We start from the raw sequence: 19,379 nt of genomic DNA, 5'->3' as shown, positions 1-19,379 counted from the left end.
CGCCTGGGTCGCCCTTGGCAGAAGTGTCAGGTCGGTTCGCTTCGTGCTTGAGTGCAGTGCAGCATGCAGCTAGAGCTAGCGCCAGTAATCACAAGAACCAATACTTGGGGAACGATATCATGGCTTCGGGCAATGACATGCGCGCTGCGCAGGAAACCTACAACAGCTTCATCAAGGCGGCCACCTGGGGAACCGGGATCTGCATCGCCGTCGTGGCGGTCGTCGTCGGCCTGATCGCCTGATCTGACTGTGCCACAGAGCCAGCGGATCGCGGTCCTCAAAGAGACCGCGGAGGGGGAGACGCGCGTCTCGGCATCGCCCGAGACCGTGAAAAAGCTCGTGGCTCTCGGCGCCGAAGTGGCGGTGGAGACCGCTGCGGGCGCTGTGGCCAGTTTTTCCGACGAGGAATACAGGAACGCCGGGGCGCAAGTCGGCCCGGCGTCCGAAGTGCTGTCCGGCGCTGACATCGTCTTCGGTGTCCAGGGCCCCGAACCGGCTGCGCTTGCGGGCGTCAAGCCGGGCGCATGGGTCGTTGCCATCATGGATCCGTTCGGTCAGCGCGAGCGTGTCGAGGCCTATGCGGCGGCAGGGCTCGAAGCGCTGTCGATGGAATTCATGCCGCGCATTACCCGCGCGCAGTCGATGGACGTCCTGTCCTCGCAGTCGAACCTGGCCGGATACAAGGCGGTGATTGCCGCTGCCGATACTTACGGCCGCGCCTTTCCGATGATGATGACGGCAGCCGGTACGGTCAGCGCTGCCAAGGTCTTCGTCATGGGTGTGGGCGTTGCCGGGCTGCAGGCGATCGCCACCGCGCGTCGTCTCGGCGCGCAGGTTTCGGCGACCGACGTACGCGCAGCGACCAGGGAGCAGATCCTCTCGCTGGGCGCAAAGCCGATCTTCGTCGAGAACGTCGCCGGGATCGAGGGCGAGGGCAGCGGCGGCTATGCCACCGAGATGTCCGAGGAATACCAGAAGGCGCAGGCCGAACTGGTCTCCAGCCACATCGCGAAGCAGGACATCGTCGTCACGACCGCGCTCATTCCCGGCCGCGCCGCACCGCGGCTGATATCCGATGCGCAGATCGCGACGATGAAGCCGGGCAGCGTCATTTTCGACCTCGCCGTCGCGCAAGGCGGCAATGTCGAGGGCTCCATGCCCGACCGGATCGTGGAAAAGCACGGGGTGAAGATAATGGGCTATTCCAATACGCCCGCGCACCTGCCTGCCGATGCGTCCGCGCTCTACGCCCGCAACTTGTTCAATTTCCTCTCGGCCTTCTGGGACAAGGAGCAGGGTCGACCCGTGCTCGACGAGGAAATCGGTGACGCGATCCGCCTGACGCAGGGTGGCAAGGTCGTCAATCCACGCCTACTGGCCTGAGGGGGGCCACGACGATGGACTTCATTTCGATCCTTTCGATCTTCGTAATGGCCTGCTTCGTGGGTTACTACGTCGTCTGGTCGGTTACGCCGGCCCTGCACACGCCGCTGATGGCGGTGACCAATGCCATTTCTTCCGTGATCGTCGTCGGTGCGCTGGTTGCCAGCGCTGCCGCGGGAAGCCCGCTGGCCAAGTGGCTGGGGCTGGGTGCGGTCGTGCTTGCCAGCGTCAACATCTTCGGTGGCTTCGCTGTCACCGAACGCATGCTGGCCATGTACAAGAAGAAGGACAAGCCGGCAGCAAAGGGGGATAGCAAGTAATGGAAGCCCATGCGGTAAACCCGTGGGTGGCCGTCGCCTATCTCGTTGCAGGCGTCTGCTTCATCCTGGCCCTTCGCGGGCTTTCCTCGCCGGCGACATCCCGCAAGGGCAATCGCTACGGCATGTTCGGCATGCTTATCGCCGTCGTCACGACGCTGATGACCCATGACGTCGCCAGTCTGCCCGAGATCGTGGGCGCCATCGTCATTGGCGGCGGCGTCGGCTTCGTCATTGCCCGGCGTATTCAGATGACCGCGATGCCGCAGCTCGTTGCGGCGTTCCACTCGCTTGTCGGCCTTGCGGCCGTACTGGTGGCCGTGGCGGCATTTCTCAACCCGGGCGCTTTCGGCATCCTCGGCGATGATGGCAATATCCTGACCGTCAGCCGTATCGAGATGGCGCTGGGGGCTGCCATCGGCGCGATCACCTTCTCCGGTTCGGTGATCGCCTTTGCCAAGCTCAACGGGAACATGTCGGGCGCGCCGATCATGCTGCCCGCTCGTCATGTCATCAATCTGGGCACGCTGGTGCTCATCCTCGTGCTGACGGCGCTGTTCACCAACTCCGGGCAGGCAGGCCCGGGCGAGAACGTGCTGTTCTGGATCGTCGTTGCCCTGTCGTTCGCGATCGGCTTCCTGCTGATCATCCCGATCGGCGGCGCGGACATGCCGGTTGTCGTCTCGATGCTCAACTCGTACTCGGGCTGGGCCGCGGCGGCGATGGGTTTCACGCTGCACAACACCGCGATGATCATCACCGGTGCGCTCGTGGGTTCCTCGGGTGCGATCCTCTCCTACATCATGTGCAAGGCGATGAACCGCAGCTTCATCTCGGTGATCGCAGGCGGCTTCGGTGCCGATACCGGCGGCGCGGGAGAGGGCGGCGCCAAGGAGCAGCGTCCGTGGAAACGCGGCTCGGCCGAGGACGCGGCCTTCCTGATGAAGGAAGCCGAGAATGTCATCATCATCCCCGGTTACGGCATGGCCGTAGCCCAGGCCCAGCATGCCCTGCGCGAGATGGGCGACCTGCTCAAGGAACATGGCGTCAACGTAAAGTATGCGATCCACCCGGTTGCGGGGCGCATGCCGGGCCACATGAACGTCCTGCTTGCCGAAGCCAGCGTGCCTTACGATGAGGTTTTCGAACTCGAGGACATCAACAGCGAGTTCGCGCAGGCCGACGTGGCCTTCATCATCGGCGCCAACGACGTCGTCAATCCGGCGGCCAAGACCGACAAGTCCTCGCCGATCTACGGCATGCCGGTATTCGACGTCGAAAAGGCCAAGACGATCTTCTTCATCAAGCGCTCGATGGGCGGACAGGGCTATGCGGGCGTCGACAACGACGTCTTCTACATGGACCAGACCATGATGCTGCTCGCCGATGCGAAGAAGATGGTCGAAGAGATCGTCAAGGCGCTCTAGGCCAGGTCATCCGGTCATGATGAAGATGGTGAAGCGGGCGCTGATGCTCGTCGGCATTCTGGCCCTGTTGGCAGTGTCCGCTCACCTTTACGCAGGCTGGCGCGTCCGCACGGCCTTGCTCGACGCAGGGATGTCGGCCCGGGTGTCGACCTGCATGGCCAGGCGCATGGTCCGGCAACTGAGCTTCGTGCAGTTGCAGAAGCTACAGGCCTTGGAAGGCGACAAGCCGACCCCGGGCGCCTGGCTGCGGGCGCTGCGCGAAGTGGACGACCCGAAGGTCATTTTGGTCACGACGGCCTCGGCGGCCTTGTGCAAGGTGGGGATTGCTCGCTAGGGCGGCGAAGACGATCCAGTTCCGACAGCCGATCCGGGAAAGACCTGCGCTTGACCCTAGCCCCCTATGCTTCGAACCCAGCCCGTTCGCGCGGACGCGAATTTCCGATGGAAAATGCCGTGGCCCGAGGGCCGCGCAGTGCCTACCAGCGCGACCGCGACCGGATCATCCATTCAATCGCCTTTCGCCGCCTGCGCTACAAGACCCAGGTCTTCATCGCACCTGACGGGGACCATTACCGGGTTCGCCTGACCCACAGCCTCGAGGTTGCGCAGATCGCGCGCGTGATCGCCCGCACGCTCGGGCTCGACGAGGACCTGACCGAAGCGCTGGCGCTGGCACATGACATCGGCCATCCGCCTTTCGGCCATGCCGGGGAGGAGGCGCTCGACAGCGCGCTCCACAAGGCCGGCGGCTTCGATCACAATGCCCATTGCCTGCGCACGCTGATGCGCATCGACAGCCCCTATTGCGAGCATGACGGGCTCAACCTCACCTGGGAAACCCTCGAAGGGCTGGCCAAGCACAATGGACCGGTGACCGCTCCCAACTGGGCCCTGAGCGAACTTGACGCCGCCTATGGGCTGGAACTTGGCACTTATGCCTCGCTGGAGGCGCAGGTCGCCGCGCTTTCCGACGACATCGCCTATGACAACCACGATATCGACGACGGCCTGCGGGCGGGCTTTCTCGATCTCGACGAACTGCTCGCCCATCCCTTTGTCGCCGAACACTGGGTCGAAGTCGAAAGGCGCTATCCCGGTGTGCCGCGCGAACGGCAACTGGCCGAACTGATCCGCAGCCAGATCGGTTTCATGGTCAACGACCTGATTGCCGAGACGCAGCAGCGCCTTGTCGGCGTGGGCAGCGTCGATGAAGTGCGCGGCGCTGATCGGCCGCTCGTCGCCTTCTCGGCCGAACTGGCCGAGGCCGAGCGGGGCTTCAAGCGCTTCATGTACGACAAGCTCTATTACCATCCCGAGCAGATCGAGACCGCGCGCCGTGCGCGTGCGGTGCTGGCGGAGCTGTACTCCGCCTATTCGCAGCAGCCGGTGCTGATGGAGGAAAGCTGGATCGATACGATGCCGCGGCACGAGCCCGAGCGCAGCCGGCACATCGCCGACTATATCGCCGGCATGACCGACCGCTACGCGATCACCTGCCACGCGCAGATCTATGGGCGCACGCCTGAGGGGCTGCGCAATGTCTGACCTGTTCGATGTGCTGAAGCGGGGCGAGGAGCCTTCGCTTCCGGCACATCGCATCTGCCTCGTCGGGGCGAGCGGCCTGATCGGTACGGCAGTGCTGGACGAGAGCGTCGGGCGCTCCGACATGCGCGTCGTCAGCGTCGCCCGCCGCGAATTCCCGCTGCCGCTGGGTGCGCGGACCGAAGTTCTCGTGGGCTTGCCGGATGACTGGTCGGCAATGATCGGCGCGGCCCGCGCCGACGTACTCGTCTGTGCACTGGGCACGACGATCAAGGCTGCCGGCAGCCAGGCGGCCTTTCGCGCCGTAGATCACGATCTCGTCGTCGAAGTCGCGCAGGCCGCGCGCACTGCCGGTGTCGATCACATGATCGCAGTGTCCTCCGCCGGTGCCGACCGGTCGAGCCGCAATTTCTACCTGCGCACCAAGGGAGAGACGGAAGAGGACCTGGGCAAGCTAGGCTTTCGCCGCCTCGATATCCTGCGCCCGGGGCTCTTGCGCGGCCATCGGGCGGAGAAGCGCAAGCTTGAAGGTGCAGGCCAGTTGATAGCCCCCTTCGCCGACATGCTGGTGCTCCACGGCAAGTGGAGGAAATACCGCTCGGTGCGTGCCTCGACCGTGGCGCGGGCGATTTTCGCACTCGTGCAGGAGAAGGTCCAGGGCCGCTTCGTGCACGACTTCGATTCGATGCGTCAGGTCCTGCGGCGGGCAGGGGATTAATACTGCATCGCAGCGTGAGGGGCGTTGACTTGCGACTGAGGCTCTTTCAAGGGTGGTCGCGTCGCTGACAGCGCGGGAGAGACCTGCCGATTCGGCCCCTTGAACGGGACGGAAATGGCAGGCGCCGAAGGAGCAACCGCCCCGGAATCTCTCAGGCAAAAGGACCGCGCCAGTCGATAGTGACGCTCTGGAAAGTGCCCCGTCCGTTTCGGGCGTGGCCGCCGAAGGTGTAAGCCCGGATACCCTGCTGCAGGGTGCCGGGGCAAAGCTCTCAGGCTTCCGTGACAGAGGGGGCACCTGAAAACGGTGTGCCATTGCTGTGCGGAGCTATGCCTTGAGCGAATTAGTGAATCCCCAAGACGAACAGGACCTCGAGCCGATCGAGCCCTTGCTGCTGCCGCTCGACGCGTGGCACCGCGAGAAGGGCGGTCGCATGGTCGAGTTCGCCGGCTACATGATGCCCGTCCAGTACGAAGGCATCATGGCCGAACACCTCTGGACCCGCGAGAGCGCCGGATTGTTCGACGTCAGCCACATGGGCCAGCTCTACATTTGCCCGGCCGAAGATGCGCAGGTGGATCTCGACGCGGCGCTTGAAGCAGCGCTGCCGATCGACCTTTCGACGCTCAAGGCCGGATCGGTGCGCTATTCGCTCCTGCTCGACGATGAGGGCGGCATTCTCGACGACCTCATGGTCACCCGCTGGGATACGGGCTTCTATCTCGTCGTCAACGGCGCCACCAAGTGGGACGACATCGGTTCCTTGCGCGAACTTCTGCCTGACGAAGTGACGCTCAACCACCTCGACGACAGCGCATTGCTGGCGTTGCAGGGACCCAAGGCTTTCGCGGCGCTGGAACGTCACGCCAAGGGCGACACGCCGCTTTCGGCGCTCACCTTCATGAAGGGGGCCAGCTTCACGCTCGGCGGTGTCGATGCCTGGATCAGCCGTTCCGGCTACACTGGCGAGGACGGTTTCGAGATCTCCATTCCCGGCGAAGCTGCCGCCCGGGTCGCAGACCTGCTTTGCGGGGAACCGGAAGTGAAACCGATCGGTCTTGGCGCGCGCGATTCCCTGCGTCTCGAAGCAGGGCTGCCGCTCTATGGCCACGACATGTCGCCCGATCACGGCGCAGTCGAGGCCGGGCTGATCTTCGGCGTCAACAAGCGCCGCCGCAGCGAAGGCGGCTTCCCCGGCGCCGCGCGCGTCCAGCGCGACCTGGAGCAAGGGACCGCCCGCAAGCGCATTGGCCTGTCCCTCGAAGGCCGACAGGCAGCACGCGAAGGCGCCAGGGTCCTTGCCGGCGATCTCGAGGTCGGCGTGGTGACTTCTGGCGGTTTCTCGCCCTCGCTGCAGCACCCGATCGCCATGGCCTACGTCGATGCGGTCCACGCCGCCGACGGTACGGCCCTTTCCATTGAAATCCGAGGCAAGCGGCTCGACGCCAAGGTCGTGCCCATGCCCTTCGTCCAACATCGCTACCATCGCTGAGGAGCTTGCCCAGATGACCCGTTATTTCACCGAAGACCACGAATGGATCGAAGTCGAGGGCGACACCGGCACGGTCGGGATCACCGACTATGCGCAGGGCCAGCTTGGCGACATCACTTTCGTTGAACTGCCGGACGCCGGCGCGACCGTCGCCAAGGGCGATTCCGTTTCGGTCGTCGATTCCGTGAAGGCGGCTTCGGACGTCTACACGCCGGTTTCGGGCACCGTTTCCGATGCCAATGGTGCGCTCGCCGATGAGCCGGAACTGGTCAACACCGATGCCGAAAAGGGTGGCTGGCTGTTCCGCATCACCCTGTCCGATCCAGCCGAACTCGAAGGTCTCATGGATGAGACCGCGTACAAGGCATTTGTCGAAACCCTCTGATTCTCCATTGAATCGTTCGGAGTAACGCCCCTTGCGCTACCTGCCCCTGACCGATACCGATCGCGCCGCCATGCTGGACGTGATCGGCGCCGCCTCGGTCGACGATCTTTTCATCGATGTGCCATCCGAGGCGCGGCTTTCCGGCCCGGTCGAGGGGCTGCCCATGCATGCCAGCGAAATGGCCGTGGAACGGCACATGAGCGCGCTGGCGGGCAAGAACCTCAGCGCAGGATCGGCGCCGTTCTTCCTCGGGGCAGGGGCCTATCGCCACCATGTGCCGGCTTCTGTCGACCACATCATCCAGCGCGGTGAGTTCCTGACTGCCTATACGCCGTACCAGCCGGAGATCGCGCAAGGCACGCTGCAGGTGCTCTTCGAGTTCCAGACCCAGGTCGCGCGCCTGTTCGGGACCGACATCGCCAATGCCTCGATGTACGACGGTTCGACCGCGTGCTGGGAGGCGATCCTGATGGCGGCGCGCATCACCCGCAAGGACCGGGCGATCCTCTCCGGCGGCCTGCACCCGCATTATGGCGAAGTCGTGCGCACCATGGCGAAGTTCACCGAGGACGAGATCGCTTCGCTCGCTTGCGAACTCACGGGTGAGCCCGACGATGCGGCGGTGATCGCGGCGATCGACGAGAAGACCTCGTGCGTCGTTGTGCAGTATCCCGATATCCTGGGCCGAATTCCGGACCTGGCAGCGATTTCCGAAGCCGCCCACGCCAAGGGCGCGCTGGTCGTTGCCGTGGTGACCGAACCGGTCGCGCTGGGCATGATAGAGGCGCCGGGCAATCTCGGTGCGGACATCGTCGTGGGCGAAGGCCAGTCGCTGGGCGTCGGCTTGCAGTTCGGCGGGCCTTACCTCGGCCTGTTCGGCTGCCGCGAGAAATTCGTGCGACAGATGCCGGGCCGTCTTTGTGGCGAGACCGTCGATGCCGAGGGCAAGCGCGGCTTTGTGCTGACGCTCTCGACCCGCGAGCAGCACATTCGCCGGGAGAAGGCGACCAGCAATATCTGCACGAATTCCGGGCTTTGCGCCCTGGCCTTCAGTATTCACCTGACCCTGCTGGGTGGGAATGGCCTGGCCCAGCTGGCAGCAGTGAACCATGACCGCACGCAGGCGGTGGTGGAGCGCCTGACGCAGATCCCCGGCGTCTCGCTGCTCAACGATGCCTATTTCAACGAGGTCACGCTGGTACTGCCCGGCGATGCGCGCGAAGTGGTGCGCGAACTGGCCGACCGCAAGGTGCTGGGCGGCGTTTCGCTCGGCCGCCTGTTCCCCGCGCAGGAAGACCTGCACAAGGGCCTGCTGGTCGCGGCGACCGAGACGACCACCGATGAAGATATCGAGACGCTTGCCACCGAACTGGCGGCCGTCCTGGAAGGAGTGCCGGCATGAGCGGCGTGAATGCGGCGGGCTGGCGTCCGACCATGGGCGAGGCGGGTGAAGCCTCGGAGAAATTCGTAACCTCCAGCGGCGATTACGGACTGATGCTCGAGGAGCCGCTGAGCTTCGAACTGGGCGCGGAAGGCAAGTGCGGCGTCGATATCGACACGCCCGATCGCGCGCCCGCGGCGGGACTGTCGAAGTTCCTGCGCAAGGCCGCGCCGGACCTGCCGGGCCTGACGGAGCCGGAAACGGTGCGTCACTACACGCGCCTGTCGCGCCAGAACTACGCCATCGACCTGGGGCCGTTCCCGCTCGGGTCGTGCACGATGAAGCACAACCCGCGTCTCAACGAAAAGATGGCACGTCTGCCGGGCTTTGCCGACGTTCACCCGCTGCAGCCGCAGAAGTCGGTCGAAGGTGCGCTCGAAGTGATCGAGCAGCTTGCCGACTGGCTCATTACGCTGACCGGCATGGCCTCGGTGGCGATGAGCCCCAAGGCCGGGGCGCATGGCGAGCTGTGCGGCCTGCTGTGCATTCGCGCCGCGCTCGATGCGCGCGGCGAGAAGCGCGACATCGTGCTCGTTCCGGAAAGCGCCCACGGCACGAACCCGGCGACGGCGGCTTTCGCCGGCTTCAAGGTGCAGTCGATCCCGGCAACGCCCGCGGGGCGCGTCGATCTTGAGGCGCTCAAGGCGAAGCTCGGGCCCAACGTCGCTGGGGTGATGATCACCAACCCGAACACCTGCGGCCTGTTCGAGCCCGACATGAAGGCGATTGCCGATGCCGTCCACGAGGCGGGCGGATACGTCTATTGCGACGGCGCGAACTTCAACGCGATCGTCGGCAAGGTGCGCCCGGGCGACCTCGGCGTCGATGCCATGCACATCAACCTGCACAAGACCTTCTCAACCCCGCACGGCGGCGGCGGTCCGGGTGCCGGTCCGGTGGTTCTGTCCGCGGCGCTGGCGCCCTTCGCGCCGCTGCCGTTCGTAACCCGCGGTCCTGACGGGGGCATCCACCTCGTTGAGGAAGAAAACCGGGGCGAGGGCCATAGCCGCGCATTCGGGCGCATGGTCGCCTTCCACGGCCAGATGGGCATGTTCACGCGCGCGCTGACCTACATCCTCAGCCATGGCGCCGACGGCCTGCGTCAGGTTGCCGAGGATGCGGTGCTCAATGCCAATTACGTCCTGCGTTCCTGCGAGGACCTGCTGCCTGCACCATTCGCCAAGAGCGGCCCGTGCATGCACGAGGCGCTGTTCAGCGATGCGGGGCTTGCCGATGGCTTCTCGACGCTGGACATCGCCAAGGGCCTGATCGACGAGGGATTCCACCCGATGACGGTCTACTTCCCGCTGGTGGTCAGGGGCGCGATGCTGGTCGAGCCCACCGAAACCGAGAGCAAGGCCGGTCTCGACCGGTTCATCGGTTCACTGCGCAGTCTGGCTAAGCGGGCGAAGGCGGGCGATGAAAGCCTGCACTCCGCACCGCATTTCGCACCCCGTCGCCGTCTTGACGAGACACAGGCAGCGCGTAAGCCCGTCCTCGCGTGGCAGGGTGCACCGGGTGAGCCGGGACAGCCCTCGCTGAGCGAGATTGGCGGGAGCTGACCCGCCCGACGGGGGGAGTGAAGAGATGATGGATCGGGTGACGAGGCTTTTCGCCTTGTGGACCGTGCTGGGCGTAACCTGGGCGTGGTTCGTGCCCGATCACTTCATCTGGGTTGCCGACGGGCGATTTGCGCCCTTCGGACAGCCGCTGATCAGCGTCATGCTCGGCGTGATCATGCTGGGCATGGGTATTACCCTGAGCTTCGATGACTTCCGCAGGGTCCTGGCAATGCCCTCGCAGGTGCTTGCGGGGGTCGTCCTGCAATTCACGATCATGCCGCTCGCCGGCTTCGCCATCGCCTGGGCTTTCGGATTGGAGGCGGGGCTTGCCGTTGGGCTGATCCTTGTGGCCTGCTGCCCCGGTGGCACGGCATCCAATGTCGTATGTTACCTCGCTCGCGCCAATGTCGCCCTGTCAGTCACGATGACGATGGTGTCGACCCTTGTGGCGATCGCCATGACGCCGTTGCTGACGGGTTGGCTGGCCGGGGTCTTCATCGAGATCGACCGCTGGAACCTGTTCCGGGGTATGATGACGGTGGTGCTCCTGCCGGTGATCGTCGGCGTCCTGATGAACCGCTATTTTCCGCGTGTGACGAAAGCGGCCAGCGCGGTGTCACCGGTCATTTCGGTGCTCTTCGTCGTTCTGATCGTGGCCGCCATCATCGCCAGATCGAAGTCGCTCATCGAATCCCATGCGAATGTGCTGCTGGCAGCGGTCTTTGCGCTGCACGCGGCCGGGTTCGGCCTCGGTTACGGCTTGAGCAGGTTGCTGGGCCTCCACGAATCCTCTGCACGAACCATCAGTGTCGAGGTGGGAATGCAGAACAGCGGGCTGGGCGCGAGCCTGGCGTCGACACCTGCCTTTACGCGCCAGTTCGCCAATCCCATGCAAGCCGCGCTTGCACCTGTTCCGGCGGCCATTTCGGCCGTCCTGCATGTTCTGATCGGCAGTTTCCTGGCCTCGCTTTGGAGCCGCAGGCCAGGACGGGGTACTGCCGTCGTCGCGCCGGAGGCGACGGTCGAGGCCTGAGGCCTCAAGTTGCCTTGTCGACCGTATTTGCGGCCGATTCCAGATCCTGGCCCACACCGCGAACCGTGTTGCAGGCCGCTGCACCAAGGACGACAGTGCCAGCCAGAAGGGTAAGTACGAGCTTCCTGATCATTTCTGTTTCCTGTTGAGCGGGCGTGCTTTCCGGTCATCCGGAACCCGCTGAATCAGGATTTAGGCAGTACTGCAGCGGAAAGGAAGATCTCGCGTGTCATCGTGAACACAAGGGCAGAGCCGCTCGACTTGCGGGCGGGTCTGCCAATGTGTCAGGCAGCAGGTGTCAGTTGATCGCTTCGTCGCCGGCCTGACCGACCGATTCGATGTCCCGGCCGGCACCCTTCACGGTGTTGCAGGCAGTGGCGGTGAACAGGATGCCGCTAGCGGCGAGAGCGAGAACGAGTTTCTTGACCATCGGTATTTCCCTTTCAGCTTTCAAGCAATCCCGGGCCCGGGTTGATCAAGGGAACTCCCGGCGAGCGCTCATGTTCCCCGGGACCTTGGCGATGCTTCTTCGATGGACCCTTCGTCGAGAGCCGAAGTGGGTGAGATGTTGCGCGCAAGGAAGTGCTCGCGCCAGGTGATGATGAGCCCTGCGGTGATGATGATCGGGGCGCCCAGCCAGGTCATGGCCGGCGGCAGGTCCGAGAAGACCAGCCAGCCCCAGGCCGTGGACCAGATGAGCGAGGTGTAGTCCATCACCACGACAGTCGCGACCTGTCCGACGCGCAGCGATGCCGCGATCAGGAACTGCGCCAGCGTGCCGCTGGCTCCGACGGCGATGAGCAGCAGCCAGATGCCCGGTTCATGCGGCTGCGCGTAGAAGGGCAAGAGAATGGCGGTGAACAGCGCGCCGAACAATGAGAACCAGAAGACGCAGGCAATCGGTGCATCGGTACGCGCCAGATCGCGGATCTGGAAGCTGACGGTGGCGACGATGATGCCCGCCCCGATCCCGAAAAGCAGGCCGAGCAAGGGTATGTCGCTCTGGCCGGGCTGGGCGATGATGAGCACCCCTGCAAATCCCAGAGCCACCGCAGTCCAGCGCCACTTGCCCACAGTCTGGTGCAGGACGAGGGCGGTGATCAGCACTGCGAACAGGGGGGCGGTAAAGCCCAGCGTGGTCGCGATCGGCAGCGGCAGCAGCACTGCGGCGCCGACATTGCAGACCAGTCCTACGGTGCCGACAACGGCGCGGCCCGCATGGGCCTTGATGCGCCGGGTCGCGAGCAGGCCGATGCGGTCGGTCGCAAGCAGCCAGCCGAACAGGATGGGTACGCTCATGGCCTGGCGCCAGAAAATCAATTCGGGCATGGAGACGCCGTGCTGGCCAGCGTACTTCACAAGCATGAACATCGTTGAGAGCATGACCATGGCGCCAACGCGCAGCCCGATGGCCAATAGGGGATGTTCAGCGTGGTGCACGGATCATCGCTTTAACTGGCGGCCAGATCAAGGCAAGGGCAGTCCATGAATGATTCGTTGCGTTTCCTTGCAACTGCGGGCGCAGTTGCCGCATTCATCGCCGTTGTCGCATGGATCGGCGACCGGCGACGGATGAAGCGGCGCAATCTCGACCGTGTGGGCTTCATGCCGTGGACCACGATCTTCTTCTGGTCGTTGCTGGCCGCCGTGCTGCTTCTCGGAATTTCAGGCAGGGCCTTGCTCGGCGGGAACTAGGCCCAAGTGAAACGGCCTCGCTCTGCGTCAGAGCGAGGCCGCATCGATACGTCCAACTTGCTTTCGGCTTGTCAGAGACAGGCTTCCAGATAGGCCTGGTCAAAGCCGAACTGGCGCGCCTTTTCCAGCGTATAGGGGCGCAGGCCGGATGCGCGGAACTCACCCAGGATCTTGCCGTCCTCGGTTTCGTCCAGGTATTCGAACTTGAAGAGTTCCTGGGTGACGATGACGTCGCCTTCCATGCCGATCACTTCGGTGATGTTGGTGGTGCGGCGCGAACCGTCGCGCAGGCGCTTCACCTGCACGATCAGGTCGACCGATTCGGCGATCTGGCGGCTGATGGCTTCCTTGGGGATCTTGATGTCGCCCATCAGGATCATGTTCTCCATACGGCCAAGGCATTCGCGCGGAGAGTTCGCGTGGAGGGTACACATCGAGCCGTCGTGGCCGGTGTTCATGGCGGCGAGCAGGTCGAAACACTCGGCGCCGCGAATTTCACCCAGGATGATGCGGTCAGGTCGCATACGCAGGGCGTTCTTGACCAGATCGCCGATGGTGATCGCGCCCTGGCCTTCCAGGTTCGGCGGGCGGGTTTCGAGCGGCAGCCAGTGAGGCTGCTGCAGGCGAAGCTCGGCCGCGTCCTCGATGGTCAGAACGCGTTCGCCCGGATCGATCATCTTTGACAGCGCGTTGAGCATCGTCGTCTTGCCCGAGCCGGTGCCGCCCGAGATGACCACATTCATCCGGCAGGCGCCGGCGATCTTGAGGGCGGTCGCCATCTTCTCGCTCATCGAACCGAAGTCCTTGAGCATGTCGATGGTGATCGGCTTCTCGGAGAACTTGCGGATCGAGATGGCGGTGCCCCGCAGCGAGAGCGGCGGCACGATGACGTTGACGCGGCTGCCGTCCTTGAGGCGGGCGTCGGCCAGCGGGGTGGTCTGGTCGACACGGCGGCCGACCTGGTTGACGATGCGCTGGGCGATCTGGAACAGGTGCTGCTCGTCGCGGAACTTGGTCTGCGCAAGCTGCAGCTTGCCCTTCTTTTCGATGTAGGTCTGGTTCGGACCGTTGACCATGATGTCCGAGACGTCGGGGTCGTTCAGCAGTTCTTCGAGCGGACCGAAGCCGAGCAGCTCGTCGATCAGAACCTTTTCCAGCGCGAACTGCTCGCGGCGGTTGAAGGTGATCTTCAGTTCGGCGAGCACTTCGATGATGATCGGGCGGAATTCTTCCGACAGCTCGTCCTTGGTCAGCGTCGCTGCCGCCTCTGGATCGACGCGCTCGAGCAGGCGCGGAAGGACCTGTTCCTTGATCTTGTGGATCGAGGCTTCGAAGCCGTTCTGCTCGACCTGTTCGTGGACGGCATTGGCGCGGTCGGCGAGCCGCGACATCGCATCCTCGCGCATCGGCGGGACCGAGGGGCCTGCACCCGGCAGTGGCGGAAACTGGTCGCCGCCCGGCACGGGCGCACCACCAGGTGCCGGAGGAGGGGCCTTTTCCGCTGCCGAACCGCCCTTGATGGGCTTGGCCACGCCGAAGGCAGGACGGGCTCCCTGGCCCATGCCACCAATACCGTTCCGCCGCCCGAATGCGCTCATGAAACTTCCAACCCTGCCAGCGCCCGCATCATTGTTGCGGGCCTAATCCCTTGCGATGGGTTCGAAGATTAAGGTTGAAACTTTGATAACTTCCTAATGGTTCGCAAATCGATTGCGCGCCCGCGCGTAACCGCGGTCAGGCCCGATCCTGCCCTTGGCACGAAGGGAGGTTGAGCATTAGACTGACCTTGATGGCTTCGGATCCGCTTCATTGCTGGCTGTGTGCTCGCCCTCTGGGACGGCGCGTGGAATGGCACCATCCCGTGCCCAGGACCCGCGGCGGCAGGGAGACCGTGCCGGTTCATCCGATCTGCCACCGCACAATCCACGCAACCTTCAGCAATGCCGAACTCGCCCGCCATGGGCACGATGGTGAGGCGCTTCGATCGTCTCCCGCGATAGCGAGGTTCGTCGCGTGGGTGGAGCGCAAGCCTCCGGACTTTCACGCGCCGACCGCCCACAAGCGCTGACGGGCTGCGCCAGCTCGCAACTCAACGCAAAAGGGGCGCCGCCGATGTCCGGCGACGCCCCTTTTTGGCGTTTCTGGCTGCAGAGATCAACCTTCGACGTGTTCGGCGAGAACCGTCAGGCCCGCATCGCCGACTTCAGCGAAGCCGCCGGTAATGATGATCTCTTCCGGAGCGCCGTTCTCGGTCCGGTAGACCTTGAGGGCGCCGTCGGCGACCGTCGACATGAAGGGCGCATGGCCCGCCAGCACGCCGAACTCGCCTTCCGTGCCGGGGACGACCACCATGTGGACGTCCTCCGAGCGGACGAGCTTCGCCGGCGTAACGAGTTCGAAGTGCAGAGCCATGAGACTTACGCGTCCTCAGCCAGCTTCTTGGCCTTGGCAACGGCCTCTTCGATGCCGCCGACCATGTAGAAGGCCGCTTCCGGCAGGTGGTCGTACTCACCGTCGACGACGGCCTTGAACGACTTGATGGTGTCTTCCAGCTGGACGAACTTGCCCGGGATGCCGGTGAAGACTTCGGCCACGTGGAACGGCTGCGAAAGGAAGCGCTGGATCTTGCGCGCGCGGGCGACGGTCAGCTTGTCCTCTTCCGAAAGCTCGTCCATGCCGAGAATGGCGATGATGTCCTGAAGCGACTTGTACTTCTGCAGGGTCTCCTGAACCTTGCGGGCAGTCTCGTAGTGCTCCTGGCCGACAACGCGGGGCTCAAGCACGCGCGAGGTCGAGTCGAGCGGGTCGACGGCCGGGTAGATGCCCAGTTCCGAAATGGCGCGGTTCAGCGTGGTCGTTGCGTCAAGGTGCGCGAACGAGGTGGCCGGCGCCGGGTCGGTGAGGTCGTCCGCGGGAACGTAGATGGCCTGGACCGAGGTGATCGAACCCTTGGTGGTCGAGGTGATGCGTTCCTGCAGGGCGCCCATGTCGGTTGCCAGGGTCGGCTGATAACCCACGGCCGAAGGAATACGGCCGAGCAGGGCCGACACTTCCGAACCCGCCTGGGTGAAGCGGAAGATGTTGTCGACGAAGAACAGAACGTCCTGGCCTTCCTGGTCGCGGAAGTACTCGGCCATGGTCAGGCCCGAGAGAGCGACGCGCGCGCGGGCGCCCGGGGGCTCGTTCATCTGACCGAACACGAGGGCCACCTTCGAACCGTCCGAAGTGGCGTTGCCTTCGGCGTCCTTGGCGATAACGCCGGCGTCGAGGAACTCGTGGTAGAGGTCGTTACCTTCACGGGTACGTTCACCGACGCCCGCGAAGACCGAGACGCCGCCGTGGCCCTTGGCGATGTTGTTGATCAGTTCCTGGATGAGAACCGTCTTGCCCACGCCGGCGCCGCCGAACAGGCCGATCTTGCCGCCCTTTGCGTAAGGGGCGAGAAGGTCGATGACCTTGATGCCGGTGACGAGGATCGCGGCTTCGGTCGACTGGTCGACGAATTCCGGAGCCTTGGCGTGGATCGGAGCGGTCTGCTCGGCGCCGATCGGGCCGCGCTCGTCGATCGGCTCGCCGACGACGTTCATGATGCGGCCGAGGGTCTTGGGGCCCACGGGAACCGAGATCTGGGCGCCGGTGCTGACGACGTCCTGGCCGCGGGTGAGGCCGTCGGTGCCGTCCATGGCGATGGTGCGGACAGTGTTCTCGCCGAGATGCTGGGCAACTTCGAGCACGAGCTTGCGACCGTTGTTGTCGGTCTCGAGCGCGGAGAGAATAGCGGGCAGCTCGCCTTCGAAGGTCACGTCGACGACAGCGCCGATGACCTGGCTGATCTTGCCGGTAGTGGTCTGGTTGAGCACGGGTGCGGTGGCCATTTTGGTTTCCTTGCCTGCGATGTCTTAGAGCGCTTCCGCGCCCGCGATGATTTCGACGAGTTCGGTGGTAATCGCGGCCTGGCGGCTGCGGTTGTACTGGATGGTAAGCTTGTTGATCAAGTCGCCAGCGTTGCGGGTCGCGTTGTCCATGGCGGTCATGGACGCACCCTGTTCGGAAGCGGCGTTCTCAAGCAGCGCGCCGAAGATCTGCGTGCGCAGATAGCGCGGCAGCAGGGCAGCGAGGATGTCTTCCTCGTCAGGCTCGTACTCGACCACGGCATCGCTCTCGGCCACCGCCGCCTTGGGGGCAGGGACAGGAATGATCTGCTGGCTGGTCGGCTCCTGGACGAGCGCCGAGCGGAACTTCGAATAGAACAGGTGCGCGATGTCGAACTGACCGTCCTCGTACATGGCGACGAGTTCGTTCGCGACCTTTTCGGCCTCGTTGAAGCCCGGATCGCGCACGTCGGTGGTGTCGAACATCTTGGCGATCTGCTTGGGGTACTCGCGCTTGATCACCGCGCGACCCTTGCGGCCGACGAGGTAGAACAGCACGGTCTTGCCCTGCGCTTCCAGTTCCTGCGCCTTGACGCGGGCCGCCTTGACGATGTTCGCGTTGAACGCGCCGCACAGGCCCTTGTCGGAGTTCGCGACGACGAGCAGGTGGACCTGGTCGCTGCCGGTACCGGCGAGCAGCTTGGGGCTGTTGTCGCTGACCGTGATCTTGCCGGCGAGCGAGCCCATCACCTCGGCGAGGCGCGAAGCGTAGGGACGTGCGGACTCGGCCGCCGCCTGCGCCTTGCGCAGCTTGGCCGCGGCGACCATCTGCTTGGCCTTGGTGATCTTCTGGGTCGATTTGACCGAGTTGATGCGGCCTTTGAGTTCCTTGAGCGAAGCCACTCGTTTCTCTCCTTTTTCCGCCCCGGCTGCCGGATTGGCGAACCGGAACGGAAGGTCAGGTCAATCTCAGGCGAACTGCTTGGCGAACGCGTCGAGCGCAGCCTTGGTCTTCGCCTTCGCTTCGTCGCCGAAGTCCTTGGTCGAGCGGATCAGCTCGAGAACGTCGGCGTGCTTCTCGTGCATGAAGCTGAGCATTTCGGCTTCGTACTCGGTGACCTTGGAGACCGGGAGGGCGTCGAGGTAGCCGTTGGTGCCGGCGAAAATCGACACGGTCTGCTCTTCGAAGGCCAGCGGCGAGAACTGCTTCTGCTTGAGAAGTTCGGTCAGGCGCGCACCGCGGTTGAGCAGCTTCTGGGTCGAAGCGTCGAGGTCCGAACCGAACTGGGCGAAGGCAGCCATTTCGCGGTACTGAGCGAGCTCGAGCTTGATCGAGCCGGCGACCTTCTTCATCGCCTTGGTCTGGGCCGAACCGCCGACGCGGCTGACCGACAGACCGACGTTGATGGCCGGACGGATGCCCTGGTAGAACAGGCCGGTCTCAAGGAAGATCTGGCCGTCGGTGATCGAGATCACGTTGGTCGGAATGTAGGCCGAGACGTCGCCTGCCTGGGTTTCGATGATCGGCAGTGCGGTCAGCGAGCCGGCGCCGTTGTCGTCGTTCATCTTTGCAGCGCGCTCGAGGAGGCGGCTGTGCAGGTAGAAAACGTCGCCGGGGTAGGCTTCGCGGCCCGGCGGGCGGCGGAGCAGCAGCGACATCTGACGGTAGGCGACGGCCTGCTTGGAAAGGTCGTCGTACACGATGACGGCGTGCATGCCGTTGTCGCGGAAGAATTCACCCATAGCAGCGCCGGTGTAGGGCGCGAGGTACTGCAGCGGAGCGGGCTCCGAAGCGGTCGCGGCGATGACGATGGAGTATTCCATCGCGCCGTTTTCTTCGAGCTGACGCACGATCTGCGCGACGGTCGAACGCTTCTGGCCGACGGCGACGTAGATGCAGTAGAGCTTCTTGCTCTCGTCGTCGCCAGCATTGGCGTCCTTCTGGTTGATGAAGGTGTCGATGGCAACGGCGGTCTTGCCGGTCTGGCGGTCACCGATGATCAGCTCGCGCTGGCCGCGGCCGACGGGAACGAGGGCGTCGATGGCCTTGAGGCCGGTCTGCACGGGCTCGTGCACCGACTTGCGCGGGATGATGCCCGGAGCTTTGGTCTCGACGAGGCGGCGCTCGGTGGCCTCGATCGGGCCCTTGCCGTCGATCGGGTTGCCCAGGGCGTCGACCACGCGGCCGAGCAGGCCCTTGCCGACGGGAACGTCGACGATGGTGTTCGTGCGCTTGACGGTGTCGCCTTCCTTGATCTCGGCGTCCGAGCCGAAGATCACGACGCCGACGTTGTCGGCTTCGAGGTTGAGCGCCATGCCCTGCACGCCGTTGGCGAACTCGACCATTTCGCCGGCCTGGACCTTGTCGAGGCCGTGAATGCGGGCGATGCCGTCACCGACCGACAGAACCGAGCCGACTTCGGAAACCTGGGCTTCGGTGCCGAAGCTGGCGATCTGGTCCTTGATGACCTTCGAGATTTCTGCTGCGCGGATATCCATTGTTCTGCCTTTC

General features: G+C 64.4%; 22 protein-coding genes and 2 riboswitches. Of the genes, 14 read left to right on the top strand and 8 right to left on the bottom strand.

Features of this window, described 5'->3' with window-relative positions; translation table 11 throughout:
• Positions 1-119: 119 nt before the first annotated feature.
• The 12 genes from J3474_RS18625 (at position 120) to J3474_RS18570 (ending at position 11,300) form a co-directional block, all read left to right on the top strand.
• Entirely contained in the window at positions 120-242 is a 123-nt protein-coding gene (locus J3474_RS18625) for an aa3-type cytochrome c oxidase subunit IV (protein ID WP_083835230.1), read from the top strand.
• A 7-nt stretch (positions 243-249) separates the two neighbouring features.
• The gene (locus J3474_RS18620; RefSeq protein ID WP_207095185.1) at positions 250-1,383 is read left to right on the top strand and encodes an NAD(P) transhydrogenase subunit alpha; all 1,134 of its coding nucleotides are present in this window, start codon (positions 250-252) and stop codon (positions 1,381-1,383) included.
• Between the two features lie 14 nt (positions 1,384-1,397).
• Positions 1,398-1,703 (top strand): NAD(P) transhydrogenase subunit alpha, encoded by a 306-nt coding sequence (locus J3474_RS18615; RefSeq protein ID WP_007015028.1) that lies wholly within the window; start codon positions 1,398-1,400, stop codon positions 1,701-1,703.
• Positions 1,703-3,127, top strand: a complete 1,425-nt coding sequence (locus J3474_RS18610; protein ID WP_207095184.1) for an NAD(P)(+) transhydrogenase (Re/Si-specific) subunit beta — start codon at positions 1,703-1,705, stop codon at positions 3,125-3,127. Before J3474_RS18615 ends, J3474_RS18610 begins: the two co-directional genes overlap by 1 nt.
• Before the next feature lie 19 nt (positions 3,128-3,146).
• Complete coding sequence (locus tag J3474_RS18605) at positions 3,147-3,461, top strand: hypothetical protein (RefSeq protein ID WP_207095183.1); 315 nt, start codon at positions 3,147-3,149, stop codon at positions 3,459-3,461.
• A 50-nt stretch (positions 3,462-3,511) separates the two neighbouring features.
• Positions 3,512-4,672: a deoxyguanosinetriphosphate triphosphohydrolase gene (locus J3474_RS18600; RefSeq protein WP_013833821.1), complete on the top strand. Its 1,161-nt coding sequence runs from the start codon at positions 3,512-3,514 to the stop codon at positions 4,670-4,672.
• Positions 4,665-5,387, top strand: a complete 723-nt coding sequence (locus J3474_RS18595; protein WP_207095182.1) for an NAD(P)H-binding protein — start codon at positions 4,665-4,667, stop codon at positions 5,385-5,387. The genes J3474_RS18600 and J3474_RS18595 overlap by 8 nt, the downstream gene beginning before the upstream one ends.
• Before the next feature lie 63 nt (positions 5,388-5,450).
• Positions 5,451-5,564, top strand: a riboswitch (glycine riboswitch).
• Positions 5,565-5,685, top strand: a riboswitch (glycine riboswitch). It begins immediately after the preceding riboswitch.
• A gap of 36 nt (positions 5,686-5,721) precedes the next feature.
• Complete coding sequence (gene gcvT / locus J3474_RS18590; RefSeq protein ID WP_242528481.1) at positions 5,722-6,879, top strand: glycine cleavage system aminomethyltransferase GcvT; 1,158 nt, start codon at positions 5,722-5,724, stop codon at positions 6,877-6,879.
• Positions 6,880-6,892: 13 nt separating this feature from the next.
• On the top strand, positions 6,893-7,264 hold the full coding sequence (gene gcvH / locus J3474_RS18585) for a glycine cleavage system protein GcvH (RefSeq protein ID WP_007015034.1): 372 nt from the start codon (positions 6,893-6,895) through the stop codon (positions 7,262-7,264).
• A gap of 31 nt (positions 7,265-7,295) precedes the next feature.
• Positions 7,296-8,666 carry an aminomethyl-transferring glycine dehydrogenase subunit GcvPA gene (gene gcvPA, locus J3474_RS18580; RefSeq protein ID WP_207095181.1) on the top strand — a complete coding sequence of 457 codons (1,371 nt, stop codon included), beginning with the start codon at positions 7,296-7,298 and terminating at the stop codon, positions 8,664-8,666.
• Positions 8,663-10,267: an aminomethyl-transferring glycine dehydrogenase subunit GcvPB gene (gcvPB, locus tag J3474_RS18575; protein WP_207095180.1), complete on the top strand. Its 1,605-nt coding sequence runs from the start codon at positions 8,663-8,665 to the stop codon at positions 10,265-10,267. Before gcvPA ends, gcvPB begins: the two co-directional genes overlap by 4 nt.
• A gap of 25 nt (positions 10,268-10,292) precedes the next feature.
• The gene (locus J3474_RS18570) at positions 10,293-11,300 is read left to right on the top strand and encodes a bile acid:sodium symporter family protein (RefSeq protein ID WP_207095179.1); all 1,008 of its coding nucleotides are present in this window, start codon (positions 10,293-10,295) and stop codon (positions 11,298-11,300) included.
• Positions 11,301-11,304: 4 nt separating this feature from the next.
• On the opposite strand, the gene J3474_RS18565 is transcribed toward J3474_RS18570, so the two are convergent.
• From J3474_RS18565 to J3474_RS18555, 3 genes are all read right to left on the bottom strand, one after another.
• Positions 11,305-11,433, bottom strand: a complete 129-nt coding sequence (locus tag J3474_RS18565) for an entericidin A/B family lipoprotein (protein ID WP_079729625.1) — start codon at positions 11,431-11,433, stop codon at positions 11,305-11,307.
• A gap of 165 nt (positions 11,434-11,598) precedes the next feature.
• Complete coding sequence (locus J3474_RS18560; RefSeq protein WP_007015039.1) at positions 11,599-11,730, bottom strand: entericidin A/B family lipoprotein; 132 nt, start codon at positions 11,728-11,730, stop codon at positions 11,599-11,601.
• 68 nt (positions 11,731-11,798) lie between these two features.
• Positions 11,799-12,740 (bottom strand): DMT family transporter, encoded by a 942-nt coding sequence (locus J3474_RS18555; protein ID WP_242528480.1) that lies wholly within the window; start codon positions 12,738-12,740, stop codon positions 11,799-11,801.
• A 45-nt stretch (positions 12,741-12,785) separates the two neighbouring features.
• Here J3474_RS18555 and J3474_RS18550 point away from each other — a divergent pair, with 45 nt between their 5' ends.
• Complete coding sequence (locus tag J3474_RS18550; RefSeq protein ID WP_207095178.1) at positions 12,786-12,995, top strand: hypothetical protein; 210 nt, start codon at positions 12,786-12,788, stop codon at positions 12,993-12,995.
• Between the two features lie 71 nt (positions 12,996-13,066).
• On the opposite strand, the gene J3474_RS18545 is transcribed toward J3474_RS18550, so the two are convergent.
• Entirely contained in the window at positions 13,067-14,593 is a 1,527-nt protein-coding gene (locus J3474_RS18545) for a CpaF family protein (RefSeq protein WP_086000019.1), read from the bottom strand.
• Between the two features lie 191 nt (positions 14,594-14,784).
• On the opposite strand from J3474_RS18545, the gene J3474_RS18540 reads away from it, so the two are divergent.
• Complete coding sequence (locus J3474_RS18540) at positions 14,785-15,063, top strand: HNH endonuclease (RefSeq protein ID WP_207095177.1); 279 nt, start codon at positions 14,785-14,787, stop codon at positions 15,061-15,063.
• 86 nt (positions 15,064-15,149) lie between these two features.
• Here the strand turns inward: J3474_RS18540 and J3474_RS18535 are convergent, their stop codons facing one another.
• From J3474_RS18535 to atpA, 4 genes are all read right to left on the bottom strand, one after another.
• Positions 15,150-15,407, bottom strand: a complete 258-nt coding sequence (locus tag J3474_RS18535) for an ATP synthase F1 subunit epsilon (RefSeq protein WP_007015044.1) — start codon at positions 15,405-15,407, stop codon at positions 15,150-15,152.
• 5 nt (positions 15,408-15,412) lie between these two features.
• Positions 15,413-16,870 carry a F0F1 ATP synthase subunit beta gene (gene atpD / locus J3474_RS18530; RefSeq protein ID WP_013833813.1) on the bottom strand — a complete coding sequence of 486 codons (1,458 nt, stop codon included), beginning with the start codon at positions 16,868-16,870 and terminating at the stop codon, positions 15,413-15,415.
• Positions 16,871-16,894: 24 nt separating this feature from the next.
• Positions 16,895-17,770, bottom strand: a complete 876-nt coding sequence (locus J3474_RS18525) for a F0F1 ATP synthase subunit gamma (protein WP_007015046.1) — start codon at positions 17,768-17,770, stop codon at positions 16,895-16,897.
• A gap of 66 nt (positions 17,771-17,836) precedes the next feature.
• Positions 17,837-19,366 carry a F0F1 ATP synthase subunit alpha gene (gene atpA, locus J3474_RS18520; RefSeq protein WP_007015047.1) on the bottom strand — a complete coding sequence of 510 codons (1,530 nt, stop codon included), beginning with the start codon at positions 19,364-19,366 and terminating at the stop codon, positions 17,837-17,839.
• Positions 19,367-19,379: the final 13 nt, after the last annotated feature.

The organism is Novosphingobium sp. PY1 (genome assembly GCF_017312445.1).
Taxonomy (GTDB): domain Bacteria; phylum Pseudomonadota; class Alphaproteobacteria; order Sphingomonadales; family Sphingomonadaceae; genus Novosphingobium.
Note: the sequence above shows the minus strand (reverse complement) of the source record. Positions and strands in the feature narration are given on the sequence as shown.